This is a genomic window from Parasporobacterium paucivorans DSM 15970 (assembly GCF_900141895.1).
In the GTDB taxonomy this organism is placed as follows: domain Bacteria; phylum Bacillota; class Clostridia; order Lachnospirales; family Lachnospiraceae; genus Parasporobacterium; species Parasporobacterium paucivorans.
Window position 1 is genome coordinate 97,244 of sequence record NZ_FQYT01000002.1, and the last position, 16,707, is coordinate 113,950.

The 16,707-nt window shown below is 43.7% G+C and carries 15 protein-coding genes; 6 read left to right on the top strand and 9 right to left on the bottom strand.

Features of this window, described 5'->3' with window-relative positions:
• Genes acsV through BUA79_RS00535 form a run of 6 tightly spaced genes read right to left on the bottom strand, consistent with a single transcriptional unit; the run spans position 1 to position 7,983 of the window.
• Positions 1-1,926, bottom strand: coding sequence for a corrinoid activation/regeneration protein AcsV (gene acsV / locus BUA79_RS00510; protein ID WP_073992405.1), 1,926 nt, complete (start codon positions 1,924-1,926; stop codon positions 1-3).
• A 13-nt stretch (positions 1,927-1,939) separates the two neighbouring features.
• A complete protein-coding gene (gene acsB, locus BUA79_RS00515; RefSeq protein ID WP_073992406.1) occupies positions 1,940-4,075 on the bottom strand; it encodes an acetyl-CoA decarbonylase/synthase complex subunit alpha/beta in 2,136 nt (711 codons plus the stop codon).
• A gap of 22 nt (positions 4,076-4,097) precedes the next feature.
• Entirely contained in the window at positions 4,098-4,883 is a 786-nt protein-coding gene (gene acsE, locus BUA79_RS00520) for a carbon monoxide dehydrogenase/acetyl-CoA synthase methytransferase subunit (RefSeq protein WP_073992407.1), read from the bottom strand.
• Between the two features lie 14 nt (positions 4,884-4,897).
• Entirely contained in the window at positions 4,898-6,241 is a 1,344-nt protein-coding gene (gene acsC, locus BUA79_RS00525) for an acetyl-CoA decarbonylase/synthase complex subunit gamma (protein ID WP_073992408.1), read from the bottom strand.
• Between the two features lie 18 nt (positions 6,242-6,259).
• Positions 6,260-7,201: an acetyl-CoA decarbonylase/synthase complex subunit delta gene (gene acsD, locus BUA79_RS00530; RefSeq protein ID WP_073992409.1), complete on the bottom strand. Its 942-nt coding sequence runs from the start codon at positions 7,199-7,201 to the stop codon at positions 6,260-6,262.
• A gap of 11 nt (positions 7,202-7,212) precedes the next feature.
• Positions 7,213-7,983 carry an ATP-binding protein gene (locus tag BUA79_RS00535; protein WP_073992410.1) on the bottom strand — a complete coding sequence of 257 codons (771 nt, stop codon included), beginning with the start codon at positions 7,981-7,983 and terminating at the stop codon, positions 7,213-7,215.
• A 380-nt stretch (positions 7,984-8,363) separates the two neighbouring features.
• On the opposite strand from BUA79_RS00535, the gene BUA79_RS00540 reads away from it, so the two are divergent.
• Complete coding sequence (locus BUA79_RS00540; RefSeq protein WP_073992411.1) at positions 8,364-8,744, top strand: DUF8180 domain-containing protein; 381 nt, start codon at positions 8,364-8,366, stop codon at positions 8,742-8,744.
• A gap of 9 nt (positions 8,745-8,753) precedes the next feature.
• A complete protein-coding gene (locus tag BUA79_RS00545; RefSeq protein ID WP_073992412.1) occupies positions 8,754-8,945 on the top strand; it encodes a CooT family nickel-binding protein in 192 nt (63 codons plus the stop codon).
• A gap of 101 nt (positions 8,946-9,046) precedes the next feature.
• On the opposite strand, the gene BUA79_RS00550 is transcribed toward BUA79_RS00545, so the two are convergent.
• Positions 9,047-10,144: a DUF2974 domain-containing protein gene (locus BUA79_RS00550; protein ID WP_073992413.1), complete on the bottom strand. Its 1,098-nt coding sequence runs from the start codon at positions 10,142-10,144 to the stop codon at positions 9,047-9,049.
• 123 nt (positions 10,145-10,267) lie between these two features.
• Here BUA79_RS00550 and BUA79_RS00555 point away from each other — a divergent pair, with 123 nt between their 5' ends.
• Positions 10,268-10,990: an NYN domain-containing protein gene (locus BUA79_RS00555; RefSeq protein ID WP_094757233.1), complete on the top strand. Its 723-nt coding sequence runs from the start codon at positions 10,268-10,270 to the stop codon at positions 10,988-10,990.
• Here BUA79_RS00555 and BUA79_RS00560 read toward each other — a convergent pair whose 3' ends face one another.
• The gene (locus BUA79_RS00560) at positions 10,991-11,902 is read right to left on the bottom strand and encodes a DMT family transporter (RefSeq protein WP_073992415.1); all 912 of its coding nucleotides are present in this window, start codon (positions 11,900-11,902) and stop codon (positions 10,991-10,993) included. It lies immediately after the preceding gene.
• A gap of 26 nt (positions 11,903-11,928) precedes the next feature.
• Entirely contained in the window at positions 11,929-12,966 is a 1,038-nt protein-coding gene (locus tag BUA79_RS00565; protein WP_330389135.1) for a threonine aldolase family protein, read from the bottom strand.
• A gap of 123 nt (positions 12,967-13,089) precedes the next feature.
• Here BUA79_RS00565 and BUA79_RS00570 point away from each other — a divergent pair, with 123 nt between their 5' ends.
• The 3 genes from BUA79_RS00570 to BUA79_RS00580 are packed head-to-tail and all read left to right on the top strand — an operon-like array spanning position 13,090 to position 16,704.
• Entirely contained in the window at positions 13,090-14,445 is a 1,356-nt protein-coding gene (locus BUA79_RS00570) for an NCS2 family permease (RefSeq protein WP_242941617.1), read from the top strand.
• Positions 14,446-14,476: 31 nt separating this feature from the next.
• Entirely contained in the window at positions 14,477-15,796 is a 1,320-nt protein-coding gene (gene amrA / locus BUA79_RS00575) for an AmmeMemoRadiSam system protein A (protein WP_073992416.1), read from the top strand.
• A 44-nt stretch (positions 15,797-15,840) separates the two neighbouring features.
• On the top strand, positions 15,841-16,704 hold the full coding sequence (locus tag BUA79_RS00580) for an NAD(P)/FAD-dependent oxidoreductase (protein WP_073992417.1): 864 nt from the start codon (positions 15,841-15,843) through the stop codon (positions 16,702-16,704).
• Positions 16,705-16,707: the final 3 nt, after the last annotated feature.

A 16,707-nucleotide genomic window follows, 5' to 3' on the forward strand; every position in this document is an offset into this window, starting at 1 on the left:
TTACTTCTCCTCAAAAAGATTTATGTCGGTATGCGGAATAAAGCATGCTGCCATGAATTCATCCATGTACCCTGGATTTGAACTCAGTTCTATATATGTCATATTCCTTCCGATCTCAACAACCTTTTTAAACACTTTATCCGAAAGAACGGAAGCATAGGCTCCGCTTAGGGACGAATTTCCGATATAATGGTAGCAATCCGCAGGCAGTTTCGGAAAAAGACCTATATTCATGGAATTTTTAATATTAATTCCGCTTCCAATTCCGCCGGCAACATATACACTTTCAATCATCGACATTTTCATGTCCAGAGATTCTGTCAGTGTCTTTATAGCCGAAAATATGGCTCCTTTAGCCCTGATAAAATTATCAATATCCACTTCGTTTATGAATACTCCCTTGATTGTGCCTGAGTCTTCCGGCTTAACCAGCATATAGGTTCCCATTCCAAAAGCATCCCTGGTAACCCTGTTGTTTCCATCAATAAAAATACCCTTTGAATCGATAATCTTGCATCGATACAGTTCACTAACCAGATCTATGATTCCAGAACCACAGATTCCGACTGGTTTTGTCTTCATTTCGCCGATAACAGACAGCACGGATTCTCCTGTCACTTCATTGATTTTTACAGCCTCAATCGCTCCATCAGTGGCCCGCATTCCGCAGCTTATATCTCCGCCTTCAAATGCCGGTCCTGCCGAGCAGGCGCAGGTCATGAGGAAATCTTTGTTGCCGAATACGATTTCTCCATTGGTTCCCAGGTCAATGAACAGGGATAATTCTTCTTTGTTCCAGATCATACTGGAAAGTGCTCCGGCGGTTATGTCCCCACCGACGTAGCTTCCCACGTTTGGAGCAAAGATGATATCCGCATTCGGATGGATATGGACATTTACATCGGATGCTTTAATATTTCTCAGTTCAAAAAAGCACGGAATATATGGTTCCCGCCTGATATGATCCGCATTAATGCCAAGAAAAAGATGGTTCATCGTCGTATTGGAGGCTATACACATCTTGACGATATCATTCCTTGAAATTTGAGCGAAACTGGCCATTTCATCAATCATCTGATTGATGGTTTCATCCACAATGGCCTTCTGAAGATTTTGAATACCGCCCGGCTTACAGGATTCCACTATCCGGTTGATTACATCTGCTCCATATCTGATCTGTGCATTTCCTGCAGAGGATTTTGCCAGTATTTCTCCGTTTTCCAAATTTACCAGCAGAGCCGATACAGATGTGGTTCCGATATCAACCGCTATACCGGCAATAACAGGGTTAATATGTTCAGGATATATCCCATATAATATGACGCAGTCCTTCTTCTTTTGAAGAACACATTTCACAGTGAATTCATTATTACGGAGAATGTCAGGCAGAATCCTGATTACCGAAAATGGAATCATAATATGGATATCCGGAAATCCAGTCACCTTTTTGACAGCCCGTATCAGCCTTTCATTATCCGGCATAGTATCATCCAGTGTCGGAATATCCATAAAACAGGTGATTACATGCCAGTCATTTTTCAAATCCAGCCCGGCAGCCTTGATATTCTGCCTGGTCTCCTCAAAGATGGCCAATTCATTTTCTGAACTCAGGTCCGTAATCTTCATCCGACTCTTATATGCAGAGGAAATGTCTGGTACCAGAACTTCCACATCCTCATGGATTTTACTGACGCATGCCAACCTGTACCCATCGGCATATTCCAGTTCCGAAATATGACGGGTTACAGCCGACTCCAGTTCACCCTTAATGAGCCTGACCTTGCATTTTCCGCAGGAAGCATTTCCTGAACAGGGCGCATCAATAGGTACATTGGCTTTTCTTGAAGCTTCAAGCACCGTATCACCGGAAGAGGCAAAGAAAATTAATTCTTTGCCGTCCTCCTGAATAAAAGTTATTTTGGGCATTCTCTCCTCCAAACTACATAATTGGATCTGAAGATAGCGCAGGATGGCCTTTTTCCGTCAGGAATTCCAATACTCCTTCCGAATCCTCAGAGATGGTTTCATCACAGATCATATCCGAGAAATTATCAATACCGTATAATTCTTTAGCTGTCTTGTTCAGCTTATCGGCAACAGCATCCTTAAGTTCTTTTGGCATCCAGACGATTCTTGAGATTCCGCCTTCCGCCCTGATGAATTTTTTGGAGGATATGAAACTTCTTCCATGTCCCATAAATCCAGGAGTCTGAACACCTCCACCAGTCATCGATGCAAGTTCACCAAATGTCATGCCGGTAGGTGTCATTCCCTTATGTTCTCTGTTTACGATAACCACACCATTTGCTTCAGGCATGATACCGCAGATGCATTCAAAACATCCACAGCTCGTCATCGGATCTTCCAGAATAGAATATAATGTTACATTGCTGACGCTGCCATGTGTCGACTCTTCCACAATCTTGTTGACTTCTGTGTAGATTCCCTTCAGTTCGTCCAAACAGCCTTCTTTTGGAATAGGCTGACATGGACCTGTCGGAGTCAGTTCCTTGGTCGCTTTGGCATCCAGCCATGAAACAGCACCGCACAGACCTGTTCTCTCAGGTGTTACTACGCAGCAATGTGCTGGAGCAAAGGACTGGCAGAGGATACAGGTGTAGAAGGTATCCACCGTCTCATCATTCAGGGACTCAAGTCTCTCATCACGCTTACCGTATGTCGGCATAGCAATTGTACTTAAAATTTCTTCGACTTTATCTTTTTCGGTATAGATAGTCACCTGGCATTTGTCAACAACGTTGTCGAATTCATCCATTACCATATAGTAGATTACTTCGCCAAGATCTTTCAAACGCAGCCCTTTTTCAAAAGCTGCCTTATCGATACGAATCCTGAGAAGGTTTCTCTGGCCTGTATGCATGACGCCTTCCATGTAATTGAACCAGTGATGGATTTTTCTTTCGATTACCGGTTCAAAATCCGGCTGCATTTTTTCACCAAAAACTTCAACAAGAATGGCAATTGGCATCTCCACTGGTGCTGTGCTGCCGTCAATATCCGGACCGTTGACTTCAACTTTATGATCCGTTATTTCATCTTTGCCTCTTGAAAGAACCAGCTCACAGGTCGGATTCTTGTGTGAACTGAATTCTGCGTGCATGTCGTTTTTGCGGATGATTTCCCCTTCAAAAGCAGAAGCGAAAGCGACAGGAACTGGTATCTCTTTCATCTTGATCTTGATTTTTCTCAGTTCAAGAGATTTTGCTACGGTCTGTCCGTGATCTGTTACAGATTCCAGTGCTCCTGGTACCTGGTTTTCTCCCAAATCAACATCCACGACTACCGGGAATCCCAGTGCAATTGCTCCAGCTCCCGCTGAAACGGTCACGGCATCCAACGGTCCGAATGTATTTACAAACGCCGGTACTCTTTCTTTTGTATAGGCAAGGAGCCCTGCCAAGTCGCCAGGAGTTGCATTTCCAAAAATCAGTGCTGCTCTTATTGCAACAGTCACAGCGTGGATTACGGAAGTAACGTCATGTCCCAAAGGAACAACACGGAAATCCAATCCCACCTTAACTCCTCCGTCAATAGCCTGTTCAATTAAATCGCCAACAAGAAAGGTCATAATTCCCTTGTTCTGGTAATCCTTGACGACCGCCACAACATCCGCAGGATTCTCTGCTTTACCCAGAACGACTGCTACTCCAGGGATATCCCCCGTTACGAGAGGAACGCCAAGAGAACGGATAATCGGATCCGGCACAAAACCGATTCCTGAGTCCTGAGCATATGGATCTCCGCCTTCTACATACTTAAGTCCTTCGATGATTTCTGCACCGACAGCTGTTGCAAGGCCGGCATTCAAAGCATCGCCCAGATCTTCCTTATTGGTTATGAGGCTTTTCAATACGCCGACGCAGGCAGGGAGATCCCCAAGTGTCTTAACCTTCACTCCAGTAGCTGCATATATCGTCGGAAAGAAATAGGCGGTATCCGGGAAAGCAAGCTTTTTGTCTGCACCGTACTTGGCGATTGCATCATTTACGGCACCTTCGGTGAGGCCTGCTACTGCATTGGAGCCTCCATAAATTAAATCAGTTAAAACACTCATTTTTCTTCCTCCTTGTTATTTATTATATCTGAAGATAAGAATCAGCATAAAGGCTGTTATTCTTAATCACATCACATGATTTTATGGTTTCCATAAGCCTCTTGTCACAAGGATTAATGATTGCAGAAGTAAGCCCGTTGGCCATGGCCATAGCCATCATGGCTGCGTCCATAATCGGTCTGACTTCTTTCGGCATTCCATTGGATACATTGGATAGGCCGCCAGTTGAATTCAAGCCCATTTCGCTGATCATTCTGATTGCATCCAGAACGTCCATCTGTTTGTCCTGCATTCCCTTGATTACGAGAAACAGCGGGTCAAACCACAGATCTTCCGGCTCCATTCCATGCTCCATACCTCTTTCCAGAAGTTCCTGGCAGTACATCATTCGTTCATCATTGTCAGCTGGAACACCAGCCTTGGAGCAAAGGGCGATGCACATCGCATCGTTGGCTCCAGCCAGGTCGATGTACTCGATTCTGTCGCCTGCATCAGCCGAGTTTACGATTGGTTTTCCCTTTGAGCGGTTATAAACAGATATACCGGCTTCGATGGCCTTTTTATTTGCAGTGTCCAGACAGAGCGGTACATTGTCGAAATTTTCCTGCAGGAGACGGACAGCCCATTTCATTAACTCTACACCGGTGCTTTCAGCTGGTCCGATGTTTACATCCAGATACACTGCGCCTGCGTCAAGCTGTTCCTTCGCCCTCAATAAAATTGGTTCTGGATTCTGTGTGTTCATGGCCTCCCGGATTACAGGAGATATACAGTGAATCCTTTCTCCGATTGTGATAAACTTTCCCATTATTGAATCCTCCTTTATTTGTAGTCCTGTAAGAATTTTACGATCTGAACAGCTTCATTTGAACCAACTACAATATCCCAGCCTGGAAGTTTTTCCTGGATTTCGCCCTTAAGCACGGCCACTTTACCAGGAATTACCAGTGTTCTGTTTTTGATCTGGCCTTCAATATCATTTTCTTCAAAGAATTTTGCCAGGGAGGATGCGCTGAGTTTTCCAGCAGCCCAGGCAGTCAAAACAGAGTATCCGCCAGCATCGCTTATCAGAAGATTACACGGAACTCCTGAACGTTCTATTTCACCCGAAACTATGAAATACGTAAGGGCAAAGTCGACGGTGGTCATACATACGGAATTCTCATCAGCACCATTCAGGCGGTAGATTCCCGGTTCAACCTTCATCGGCTTCTGTGGATCCGTAAATATGTTCTGCCTTAATCCATAAAGTGGGAGTGCCTGGGAATATGACATGTTCTCCATCACAACAATAGAACCGTATTTCATAGTGAACAAGGATGCCAGTGCAGTCTCAAGAACCCGGTTTCCTTTTGCCAGCCCGCCTACATCTGCTATAGATGGGTAGCCAAAGCTTCTGTCCTGGCCGAGGATTGCTCCTCTTCTTATGAGGACTGCGTTTGCGAATGCATCTTTGATGGATTTGGTTCCAAGGTCAATCAGCAGGTTTTTGTTGCCGTCCGCCTCAATTTTTTCGATGGTATCATGAAGTTCTTCAATTCCGTTACCTGCTACACCCAGCACGACATCGTATTCTTTGGCAAGTGCACTCATTTCCGCATAGTTTTCTGCATTTGCTCCGTTAAGAACCGGTTTCGTATCTTTGATCAGTTCCAGGGCTGCCTTTGCAACTCCGGTATCTTTGCAGTCGATTATTACCAGACGTTTCGTATCTGCGGCCTTTTTGACCAGTTCAAGATAAAGTTCTTTTGAGCCTTTTTCGTCATATTTGGCAAAAACAGCTTCTATGTACATTCTTTCACTAATTCTGCTGTAATCGATTGCTTCTACCGAAGCAAACACTTCCTCGTTTTTCGCACCTTCCGCATTGGAGACAGTTACTGCGTAAATGTTCTTGTTTACAAATGTCTTCTCGTGTCTTTGCAGTACAGTTTCCCCACCGAGATTATGTTCATTCTCACCCGTACCGACCTTTATGGTTTTCATCGGCGGAGCGGTTGCATCCGAAACCTGGGCAAGCACATCTTCCGTAAGATAAGGACATTTTTCAATTGGAATTGCTCCCTGCGCCACCTTCATGGAGAAGGCCATACAAGTCGGATTCCCACATTCTTTACAGTTTGTCTTTGGTGTTAACTTGAATATATCTAACCCTTTTAATGCCATGATTAAACCTCCCGAATTTTAGATTAATTCTTTTATCATTTGTGAAATGGCCTCTACTGTAGAAGGATGCCTGAGTATTACTGCATTGGATCCTGCAGCAAGACATGCGGCTGCTGTAGCCACCTCCATATCGATGATTCTGTTTTCCCGTGAACCCCACTCAGGCATATCTTCCTGTTCAAGCAGGGATTCCTTAACGGACCACGTTTCGGATGAGACAGGAGTTACAATCGGCATCTGCAGTGCAGTATCATTCTGCCCAAGTGCAGCCATTTTTACTCTGTCCATTGTGGAAACGACATATTCAAAACCATAACCAGCTGTAGCAGAACCTAGATTCATGATTATGTTTTTATTGTTTACACCGAGCTGTGTCAACAGTACATTCAGCTGTTTGGCAAGATTGATGTCTACGGATGATTCCGCCCCGACCTTCTGTCCATATGCAAGGCCTGCCGACGCGCCAACGTTTTTGTAGTTCTCTTCTTTTGCTGAAAGAATCACAATATTCTTTCCTTCCAATGCCTCGGAGATTTTTTCAAAAAGCACTGTATCCTTCTCCGTGTTCCCGCATCCCATAACCATCAGGGGCAGGGTTGCAGCTTCTTCAACTGATTTCACCATTGCAACACAATCTTCTACGGATCTGTTTTCACCATCAGGATCTGCACTGTCAAGAACGAGACAGATGAACTCAGCACCCGGCATGCCGGAAGCTTTTTTAACCAGTTCCACTACATCCTGTGTATCCCCGTAAAAATTCAGCATTCCTGCAAGTTTGTCATTCATTCCTAAATCGGAAATTTCAACTCCTACTCTTGGCGGATTCAATATAGGTCCGTCAAAGGAATAAAATGGAAGTACATTTTCTCCTCCTAATGCCAATGTCTTATTACCGGTTCCGATTTCAACGCTGTTTATGGCAGCATTGAATTTTTGTGATGTTTGCTTGTAAGCCATCTTCTTTCCTCCTATAAATCAAGTTTATCAACAATTTCTCTAAACGCCTTCTTTACCGGTGAATCATCCGGCAAATCCACTAACGGCTGGCCATTGCTGTCATATTCATAAACGCTGTCATCCTGGGGAAGGACTCCAGCTAACGTAAGGTTGTATTTTTCTATTTCAGCTTTCGTGCCTTCGTTCAAAATCCCATTCGGTGCCCTGTTGACGACAAGCTGTACCGAATTTACTTTCATTTTCAGATCTTTAATCATTTCCGCTATTCTTCCGACTGCCTGTATTCCTCTGGCTGAACAGTCACTGACAAGTATAATGGTATCTGCGGAAGGGAGTACGCCTCTGCTTATATGTTCCATTCCCGCTTCATTGTCCACAACCATGTACGCATATGATTTCGAAAACTTATCAATCTGTGTCTTCAAAATATCATTCACGAAACAATAGCATCCTTTGCCCTGCGGTTTTCCCATTGCAAGAAGGTCGAAATCTGTTCCCTCCGCAAGCGCACCCGCCATCTTGAAATCTGCATATTCCTGTTTGCTCATTCCCAGAGGAATCGGATTTATGCTGGCATTCTCTGCCGTTGCTATCTCTTCTCGTACATCTCCCAGAGTTGTTTCGAGTTGAACACCCAAGACTTCATTCAGGTTAGAGTTTGGATCAGCATCTACGGCCAATATCGGGGTCTTTCCGGCTTTTGCAAGGTATTGGACCAGTAATCCGCAAAATGTGGTTTTTCCTGTTCCTCCTTTGCCGGCTACAGCAATTATTTTTGCCATGTAACTCTCCTTTCATATTCCTATAATATTCTGCACAAATCGAAATTGACTTTGACTACATTTTGTCGTGATTGTTACAATAATAACAATATCACTTTGCACCTTTTTGTCAATATATCTGTTGTACTTTAATCAATACAAACTACATTATAGGGATATTTTTGTGCATATTATACATTGTCTTTAAAATAACCTTGCCTGAGTTTTATTATAAGGACACATCGAAGAAATGTAAACAATAGTTAAAATATAAACATCTAAGTTTGATAATTAACGCACATTTACATATCTTTTCACTTTTTTATTCCATGGCAGTATTGAACGTTTGAAGTATTTCATATATAATATAATAACAAACAACATATCGAGGAGGTAACAACATGCACGAGGATATCAAAGAGAATGGCGGCAACAATCACGAGCACAATCATGAGCATGCACACACACATACCCATACACATGAATATCCGGACGGTATGCAGTTCACTCATGAACATACGCATATGCACGAGGGTTCTGATGCTTCAGCACATTCACACACCCACGAAAAAGTGACCAATAATACAGAATCCCAAAAAATCATTTCAATCCTGGACTATACTGTTTCGCATAATATTCATCATGCCGAAGAACTATCAAGAATTGCAGACAATCTTGAAAGCTCTGGAATGGCTGAAAGTGCACAGCTCATCAGAGAAAGCATCCCTCTGTACAACCAGGCGAATGCAAAATTGTCAGAAGCGTTGGCAAAAACGAAGTAGGAGGCAGATATGTGCTTAATAATCGCGTATAAAAAATTCAGGTCACCTGAAAACGTTATTGCGGAATACATCAATAAAGCAAGAGTTGAAGGAAATGAAGTCATTCTTACTGATATCATGAACCAGGACTATTCCGTAAAAGGAAAACTGTCATCCTTCAATTTAGAGAAAAACGAACTTATAATTGATTCCGATGAATAACTCACTGCAAAAAACTGCTGAAGGGGCCTAAAATTGGCATCTCAGCAGTTTTTTTGATTATTTTATTCTGAATTTGGAATTCCAATCCCTCCGTGTTTTCTTTATTCCTGCTTATCCTTCCCATTGTAAGACTGGAAAAGCAGCTTCAGAGTTGTAGCAATCATATCCCTTGTATCCGGCTCCAAAGCGGCTATCGTCCTGAAGACAGACATGGCGCTCTTTAACCGGGACCGATTTAAATCCTCAATAGTTTTTGCACCCGTCTCGTCAATGATGGAGAACAAAGAATTGATGAACTCCTCCCTCTGTTTCAGGTCCAGTTTTCCAGTCCAGGACTTCAAGGTTGCATCCAGAATCTTGCTGGATTTCGCCAGATCATCCACCTCCAGAAGCTTATCCCCCATGACCTCCCAGTTTAGCATATCGTGCTGTACGATGCCGGGCTTTTTGCTTTTGACAACGATATAGTCCTCTTTGTGTTCCATCAGCATTCCCACTACAGAGTTCTGAGGAATATATGTAATAATTTTCTCTATCGTTTCCTTATATTCATCTGTCTCGGTCACCTCCGGGGGGAATCCGGGCCCGTCATTGTTGTATATTTTTATGATTTGTTTTTTGATTTCCGGTTTTGATTTGATGGCCGCATAAGCAGCCAGATTCCCTCCTTTGGAATGTCCTCCTGCCAGAATATCTCCCTTTTCTTTTTCAGCGATGATTTCCAAATATTTTACTGCCTTCACCTGGGAAGGGACAGGTGTCATAAAACTCATATTGAAATCTTCTTTCCAGCCGATGATAGAGGTGTCCGTCCCCCGATATGCGATAAAGGAAGTATCTTCCTCCAAGGAAATGACTAAAGCCGAGAACTGAAATTCCTGTTCGTATTCGATTTTGTTGATATAATTCGAAAGACGCAGATTTTTATAACGGTTGCATCCCGACATTTTTTTCAAAAGAAGCGCAGAGTCCCGGACTAAATAAATATCCTTTTTTAGTTCCTTCATCGGATTCTTCTTGAAAAATTTTCTGGATGCCTCCCAAAGCGCAATGCTGCCATCTTTGTATATTCCCGGAATGATATCCTCAAAATCGACATAGGCCATTTCCGAAAAAATCAGGTTGTCCACAGCATTAAAGGCAGATTGCTTAAAAGTCAGGTCCCCGCGCCAGTCCAGGTAATCAAAAACATTTGACATAGCCCTATCTCCGTTTCTTTTTTATAATTTTACCATTATTATTCAAAGAAGTAAAATCCAGTCACAGATTGTAAAATTCCGTTTGATTTTGTATAATGAAGAAAAGAATACATGGAGGTTAACATGATAGAAGACAGAAGATTTGCCGTATTGATTGATGCTGATAATGTTTCGGCAAAATATATAAAATATATCCTTGAGGAAATGACAAATTATGGGGTCGCCACCTATAAACGTATTTATGCGGACTGGACTAAGCCATCCGCGTCATCCTGGAAAGATGTATTGCTGGACAACTCAGTTACACCCATCCAGCAATATGGCTATACCGTAGGCAAAAATGCCACTGATTCAGCCATGATCATCGATGCCATGGACATTCTGTATTCCGGGAATGTGGAAGGTTACTGTCTGGTTTCCAGCGACAGCGACTTCACGAAGCTTTCTTCCCGACTCAGGGAGTCAGGCATGTTTGTTGTCGGAATGGGGGAAAAGAAAACTCCCAAACCATTTATAGCCGCCTGCAACCAGTTTAAATATCTAGATGTTCTTGCCCAACAGGAAAAAGAGAAAAAAGAAACAACGGACAGCTCCGAGACTGCCGATCTGAATGCCATCAAAAATACCATCGTAAAAATGCTTGGGGAGATTGATGCTGAAGATCAGAGCATGAGCATGGGAGAACTGGGTAACCGCCTGGTGAAAAGATTTCCGGATTTTGACGTCCGAAATTATGGGTACAACAAACTTTCCCTGTTCTTAAAGAAGGAATTCAATTTTGTGGATATCAAAACAAAAGGCAAAGATGGAACAGCCATGTGGGTTTCCCTCAAAAAAGAAAAATAATCAGCCTGTTGAATTGATTTGCTGGTTTTTTACATTGTTTCTCAGCCCGGCTGCCGCGACACCTGCAATGATAAGAACGGCACCCGCAATGCCCATTATACTGATATGCTCATCCAGTATCAGTTTACCCGCAACCATAGTTATAAAAGGACTAAGATATATATAGTTATTGGTGGCAACAATACCCAGCCTGCCGACTGCCATGTTCCATGTAACATAACAGATTCCGCTTCCCAAGACACCCAGAAACAACAGACAGCCTATCATTGTTGAATTTTTAAGATCCTGCAGTGGAAACGATGCATTCTCTGCAAAAAGGATTGGCAGTGTTGTTATAATCGAATAAAAAACAACCTTTCTGGTCAGATATATGGAATCATACCGGCCAACATACTTCTTCAGGATGATGGAATAAACTGCCCAGCTGAGAGCTGCTCCGATTGAAAGGACATCGCCGGCCGGACTCAGCTTCAGCATTATTGTTCCATTGAATACGACCATTGCCACGCCCAAAAATGCTATAATGGCTCCCAGGATAACATAGCGGTTGATTTTTTCGTCCCGGGTAAAGATATGAGCCAAAATCACTGTAAAAACCGGGGCGACCGACAGTAGAATGCTGACATTGGATGTATTGGTTATGGTCAGGGCTTTGTTCTCAAACAGGAAGTAAATAGTGGTTCCGGTTATAGCTAGAAGCAGAAAACCCATTTCCTCCCTCAGGCTGGTTTTTTGGATTTTATGGTTCAATATCCAAAGAACCAGGTAGGCAATAAAAAACCGTAGAATCATGACCTGTACCGGCGAAAAATCCCGCAGCATTATTTTGCTGGCAATAAACGTGGTTCCCCATATGATTATCGTAAAAGCGGCCAGAATATGGCCGGTTATTTTATCTGTAGTTACAGTCATTTCAATTCTTCTTTCTTTTCATTAAATTACCTCAGGTCGTTGATAAGCCGCTCCACGTCCTCTTCCTTTGTTGCCCAGGAAGTAACAAATCGGACACTGGAAAAACCCTCCGCCGTTCTTTTATCTACTGAAAAAACATATTCTTCTTTCAGTTTTTCAATGAGACTATCCGGGAGCTCAACGAAAATCTGATTTGTACTGGAATCGCTGACCAGTTTATATCCGGCAGTGCGCAGGGTATCAATAATTTTTTCAGCCATTTCATCTGCATGACATGCCATCTCATAGTAGAGTCCACCTTCAAACAGCATTTCAAACTGTATGCCCACGATCCAGCCTTTTGCCAGCATGGCACCCTTCTGTTTGATCAGATACCGAAAATCTTCCTGCAGTTTTCTATTTGTAATGACAAGGGCTTCTCCCAGCAACGCCCCATTCTTCGTTCCGCCTATATAGAAAGCATCTGTGTATGCGGCCATATCGGCCATTGTAAGATCATTTCGTTTTGAACACAGGGCATGTCCCAACCGCGCCCCGTCCGCATAGAGGAGAAGGTCATGGGTCAGGCAGCAGGCACGCAACGCCTTCAGTTCTTCCTTCTGGTAAATGGTACCCAGTTCCGTCGCATTTGAAATATATACTAAACGGGGTTTAACCATGTGCTCGTCCTTATGTTCCTGCAGGATGCTCTCGATCATTTCCGGATTCACTTTTCCGTCCTCAGATCTGACGGAAAGGACTTTGTGTCCTGTATATTCAATGGCGCCTGTTTCATGAACATTAATGTGGGCGCTGTCTGCAGCAATCACCGCCTCATGGGGTTTAAGAAAAGAAGAAATCACTGTCAGATTCGTCTGGGTTCCTCCAGTAAGATAATGGATGTCCGCCTCACTGCATTTTATGTGTTCCTTTATGATCCTGGATGCATTTTCCGAATGCCTGTCCAGTCCATATGGATTATTCTGCATTAAGTTGTCTTTTTGAAGTGCCTCCAGAATCATCGGGTGGCATCCCTCGCTGTAATCATTATTGAAGCTGCGCATCATATCTTCTTTCCTCCTCATAAAACTTGAATTCATTCTAACTCAAACTTATAAAAGTATCAATAAATCTTCAAAATAATTTTATATCACTATTATTTTATCTCTGATATAATTAGGAAAGAAACGCATAAAGGGGACATTCAAATGACAAAAATTATAGACTCTTTTTTCAAGCTTAAGGAAAACAAAACCAGTATACGTACGGAAATCCTTGCCGGAATAACAACCTTTGTGACTATGGCATATATACTGGCTGTAAACCCGGGAATGCTGTCTTTGACCGGTATGAACGCAGGCGCCGTTTTCACGGCAACGGCACTGGCATCTGCGATCGCCACCTTATTGATGGGATTATGGGCGAATTATCCAATTGCCCTTTCGGCAGGCATGGGACTGAATGCGTACTTCACTTTCACGGTCTGTCTAGGGGAACTCAAAGGAATTGAAGATCCCTGGAAGATTGCTTTAACAGCTGTACTGGCGGAAGGAATTGTTTTTCTTATTCTCTCTTTCTTCAAAGTACGGGAAACACTTATTACCATGATACCTCTTAACCTAAAGTATGGTATCACGGCAGGAATTGGTTTGTTTATCGGTTTCGTAGCTTTTCAGCAGGCTGGTATTATTGTATCGGAACCGGCCACCCTGGTTACACTGGGCAGCTTCGGGCATTTTCCGGTTATTCTGTGTTTCATAGGAGTAGTTGTAATAACGGTTCTAACCCACTTCAGGGTACGGGGTGCCATTATACTTGGAATATTCTCAACCTGGATACTTGGCATTATTGCTGAATTGACCGGACTTTACACTCCGACAGCTTCACTCATTCCAGCCTTTTCCATGAGCAATATTATTCCGCCTTCCATTTCAACGACCTTCTTCGCTTTCAATTTCACTTGGATCGCGGATAATCTTATTGCATTTATATCGATTGCGTTTGCATTACTCTTCGTCGATCTGTTTGATACAATAGGATTTGTTATAGGCCTGGCAGATTACGCCGGGTTTCTGGACAAAAAGGGGAATCTCCCAAGAGCAGGACGTGTCCTCACCTCCGATGCAGTAGGAACTGTGGTCGGATCTGTACTCGGCACTTCCACTGTAACCAGCTATATGGAGTCAAGCGCGGGCGTATCAGCAGGGGGGAAAACGGGACTGACCTCTGTAACCACAGGCTTGTGTTTTGTACTTGCCCTGTTCCTGTCTCCCCTTTTTCTGGCCATACCTGCCTTTGCGACGGCACCGGCCTTGATATTTGTAGCCTTCAACATGTCTGCATCTATAGTGAAAATAAACTTTAAAGATGACATTGCCGATGCAATAGGCGGCTTCTTTTCCTTTATAATGATGCCTCTGACTTATTCAATTGCTAACGGAATTATGTTCGGCATTCTTTTCTGGGTTACCATAAAGGTGCTGACAAAAAAAGCCAAGGAAATCCATCCTCTCCTCTGGGTGATATCCCTGCTATTTGTAATAAGGATCATATCTTTGGCTTAAAACAGTGATTTATACGGAAAGGAGTGATACCATGTCCATTGTGCAGACATTTATAGTACCTCATCCGCCCCTAATTATTCCTGCAATCGGGGAAGGCCGGGAAACAGAAATTCAGGCAACGATTGATGCTTATCATGAAATTGCCAGGGAAATTGCCCGGATCAAACCGGACACAATCATCCTCACTTCTCCCCACTCTGCCTTTCTCCCGGACTATATCCATATCTCCCCGGGGGAATCCGCAAGCGGAGACTTTAGTCAGTTCGGTTGCCCAAAAGTACGCATGAGCGTCCAGTATGACTCGGATTTCGCATGGAAGCTGTCTTTACTGGCTGAATCAAAAGGAATCCCTGCCGGAACACAGGAAGAAAGGGATCCTTCCCTGGATCACGGCGTTCTGGTTCCGTTATTTTTCGTCAACAAGTATTATAAGGATTACAGGCTGGTCCGGATCGGCATATCAGGCCTTTCCTATGAAACACATTATGAACTCGGTATCTGCATTGCTGAAATTGCAGAACAATCGGACAAAAAAACTGTCTTTATTGCCAGCGGAGATCTGTCACATGTTTTGAAAAAGGACGGACCCTATGGCTACCAAAAAGAGGGTCCTGCATTTGATAAACAGGTTACAGACATCATCCGGTCCGGAAAAATACATGAATTCTTGGATTTCCCGGAAGATTTCAGCAGCAGGGCAGCGGAATGCGGCCTCAGAAGTTTCATCATGATGGCAGGAAGTCTTGATGGCAGAAATCTGGTCTCAAAGCTCCTTTCTTATGAGGGACCTTTCGGCGTCGGATATGCCGTAGGCTCCTTCAAGCCTGAACAGGATGTGGTTGAAGATGAATATGCCCGTCTGGCCAGGATGTCATTGGAACATTTCATACTATCCCACAAAAAAATGTCCCGGCCAAAGTCTTTGAGTCCGGAACTCACACAAAAAAAAGCAGGGGTCTTTGTTTCCCTTAAGATTGATGGTGCACTGAGGGGATGCATCGGAACCGTTGCGCCAACTACGGATTGCATTGCCGATGAAATCATTCAAAATGCCGTCAGTGCTGGGACAGAGGACCCTCGGTTTTACCCGGTGAGCAAAGAAGAACTGGATCAGCTGTCCTACAGCGTCGATGTACTTTCTCCTTTCGAGAAAGTATCTTCCACGGATGATCTGGATCCTTTACGTTACGGAGTCATGGTGACATATAAGGAGAGACGCGGTCTTCTTCTTCCCCATCTGGATGGGGTAAATACAGTCGATGAACAGCTGGAGATTGCGCTTCGCAAAGGTGGAATCCAGCCTCACGAGAATTACAGAATCGAAAGATTTGAAGTTGTGCGTCATCAATAGTATAATAGACTAACACACAATACACATTCGAAAGGAACCATATTATGTCAAATGTTATTATTATCGGAAAAGGGCCTGCCGGGATTTCCGCATCCTTGTATACTGTGCGGGCCGGCATCAAAACAACCATCATCGGCAAGGATGGGGGCGCCTTAAGTAAAGCACCCAAAATCGAAAACTATTTTGGTTTCGAAGAACCTGTAATCGGGAAAGAACTTCTGGAATCTGCCACAGCCGGGGCTAAAAGGCTTGGAGTAGACATTATAGATGGAGAGGTTTTAAGCATAGAATTCCAGGACAAGCTGACAGTCATCACTAAGGACGGCAGTTATCCAACCGATTGCATAATCATAGCTACAGGCACATCCCGTTCCACTCCGAATATCAAAGGCATTAAAGAATTGGATGGACACGGTGTAAGCTATTGCGCCGTGTGTGACGCTTTCTTTTACAGAGGACTAGATATTGCCGTGCTTGGAGATGGGGAATACGCCCTTCATGAGGCCCTGTCCCTGAAGCAGACCTCTGGAAAAGTGACCATCCTTACAAACGGGAAAGAGCCCTCCTTTGAAGTACCAGAGGGAATCTTCGTCAGAACCGACCCCATTGAATCTTTTGAAGGAGTTGACAGCATGGAACGGGTTATCTTTAAAGACGGCAACAGTCTCCCTATTGCGGGGCTATTCATTGCTGTGGGGGTTGCGGGCAGTACAGCTCTCGCGAATAAGATTGGTGCCATCACTGAAAACAATTCCATATCTACCGACGAAAATAATGCAACAAATGTTCCGGGGGTTTTTGCAGCCGGCGATTGCACAGGTGGACTCCTCCAGATATCCAAAGCTGTAGGAGACGGAGCTGTGGCAGGAAACGCTGCCGTAAAGTTCATTCGTTCTTTAGCCAAATAAAAA

Coding starts and splice junctions, on each gene's coding strand:
- BUA79_RS00555 (WP_094757233.1), top strand. CDS start 10,268: ATGATAGAAGACAGAAGATTTGCCGTATTGATTGATGCTGATAATGTT.
- BUA79_RS00550 (WP_073992413.1), bottom strand. CDS start 10,144: ATGTCAAATGTTTTTGATTACCTGGACTGGCGCGGGGACCTGACTTTT.
- acsC (WP_073992408.1), bottom strand. CDS start 6,241: ATGGCATTAAAAGGGTTAGATATATTCAAGTTAACACCAAAGACAAAC.
- acsD (WP_073992409.1), bottom strand. CDS start 7,201: ATGGCTTACAAGCAAACATCACAAAAATTCAATGCTGCCATAAACAGC.
- amrA (WP_073992416.1), top strand. CDS start 14,477: ATGTCCATTGTGCAGACATTTATAGTACCTCATCCGCCCCTAATTATT.
- BUA79_RS00565 (WP_330389135.1), bottom strand. CDS start 12,966: ATGAGGAGGAAAGAAGATATGATGCGCAGCTTCAATAATGATTACAGC.
- acsB (WP_073992406.1), bottom strand. CDS start 4,075: ATGAGTGTTTTAACTGATTTAATTTATGGAGGCTCCAATGCAGTAGCA.
- acsE (WP_073992407.1), bottom strand. CDS start 4,883: ATGGGAAAGTTTATCACAATCGGAGAAAGGATTCACTGTATATCTCCT.
- BUA79_RS00560 (WP_073992415.1), bottom strand. CDS start 11,902: ATGACTGTAACTACAGATAAAATAACCGGCCATATTCTGGCCGCTTTT.
- BUA79_RS00580 (WP_073992417.1), top strand. CDS start 15,841: ATGTCAAATGTTATTATTATCGGAAAAGGGCCTGCCGGGATTTCCGCA.
- BUA79_RS00540 (WP_073992411.1), top strand. CDS start 8,364: ATGCACGAGGATATCAAAGAGAATGGCGGCAACAATCACGAGCACAAT.
- BUA79_RS00535 (WP_073992410.1), bottom strand. CDS start 7,983: ATGGCAAAAATAATTGCTGTAGCCGGCAAAGGAGGAACAGGAAAAACC.
- BUA79_RS00545 (WP_073992412.1), top strand. CDS start 8,754: ATGTGCTTAATAATCGCGTATAAAAAATTCAGGTCACCTGAAAACGTT.
- acsV (WP_073992405.1), bottom strand. CDS start 1,926: ATGCCCAAAATAACTTTTATTCAGGAGGACGGCAAAGAATTAATTTTC.
- BUA79_RS00570 (WP_242941617.1), top strand. CDS start 13,090: ATGACAAAAATTATAGACTCTTTTTTCAAGCTTAAGGAAAACAAAACC.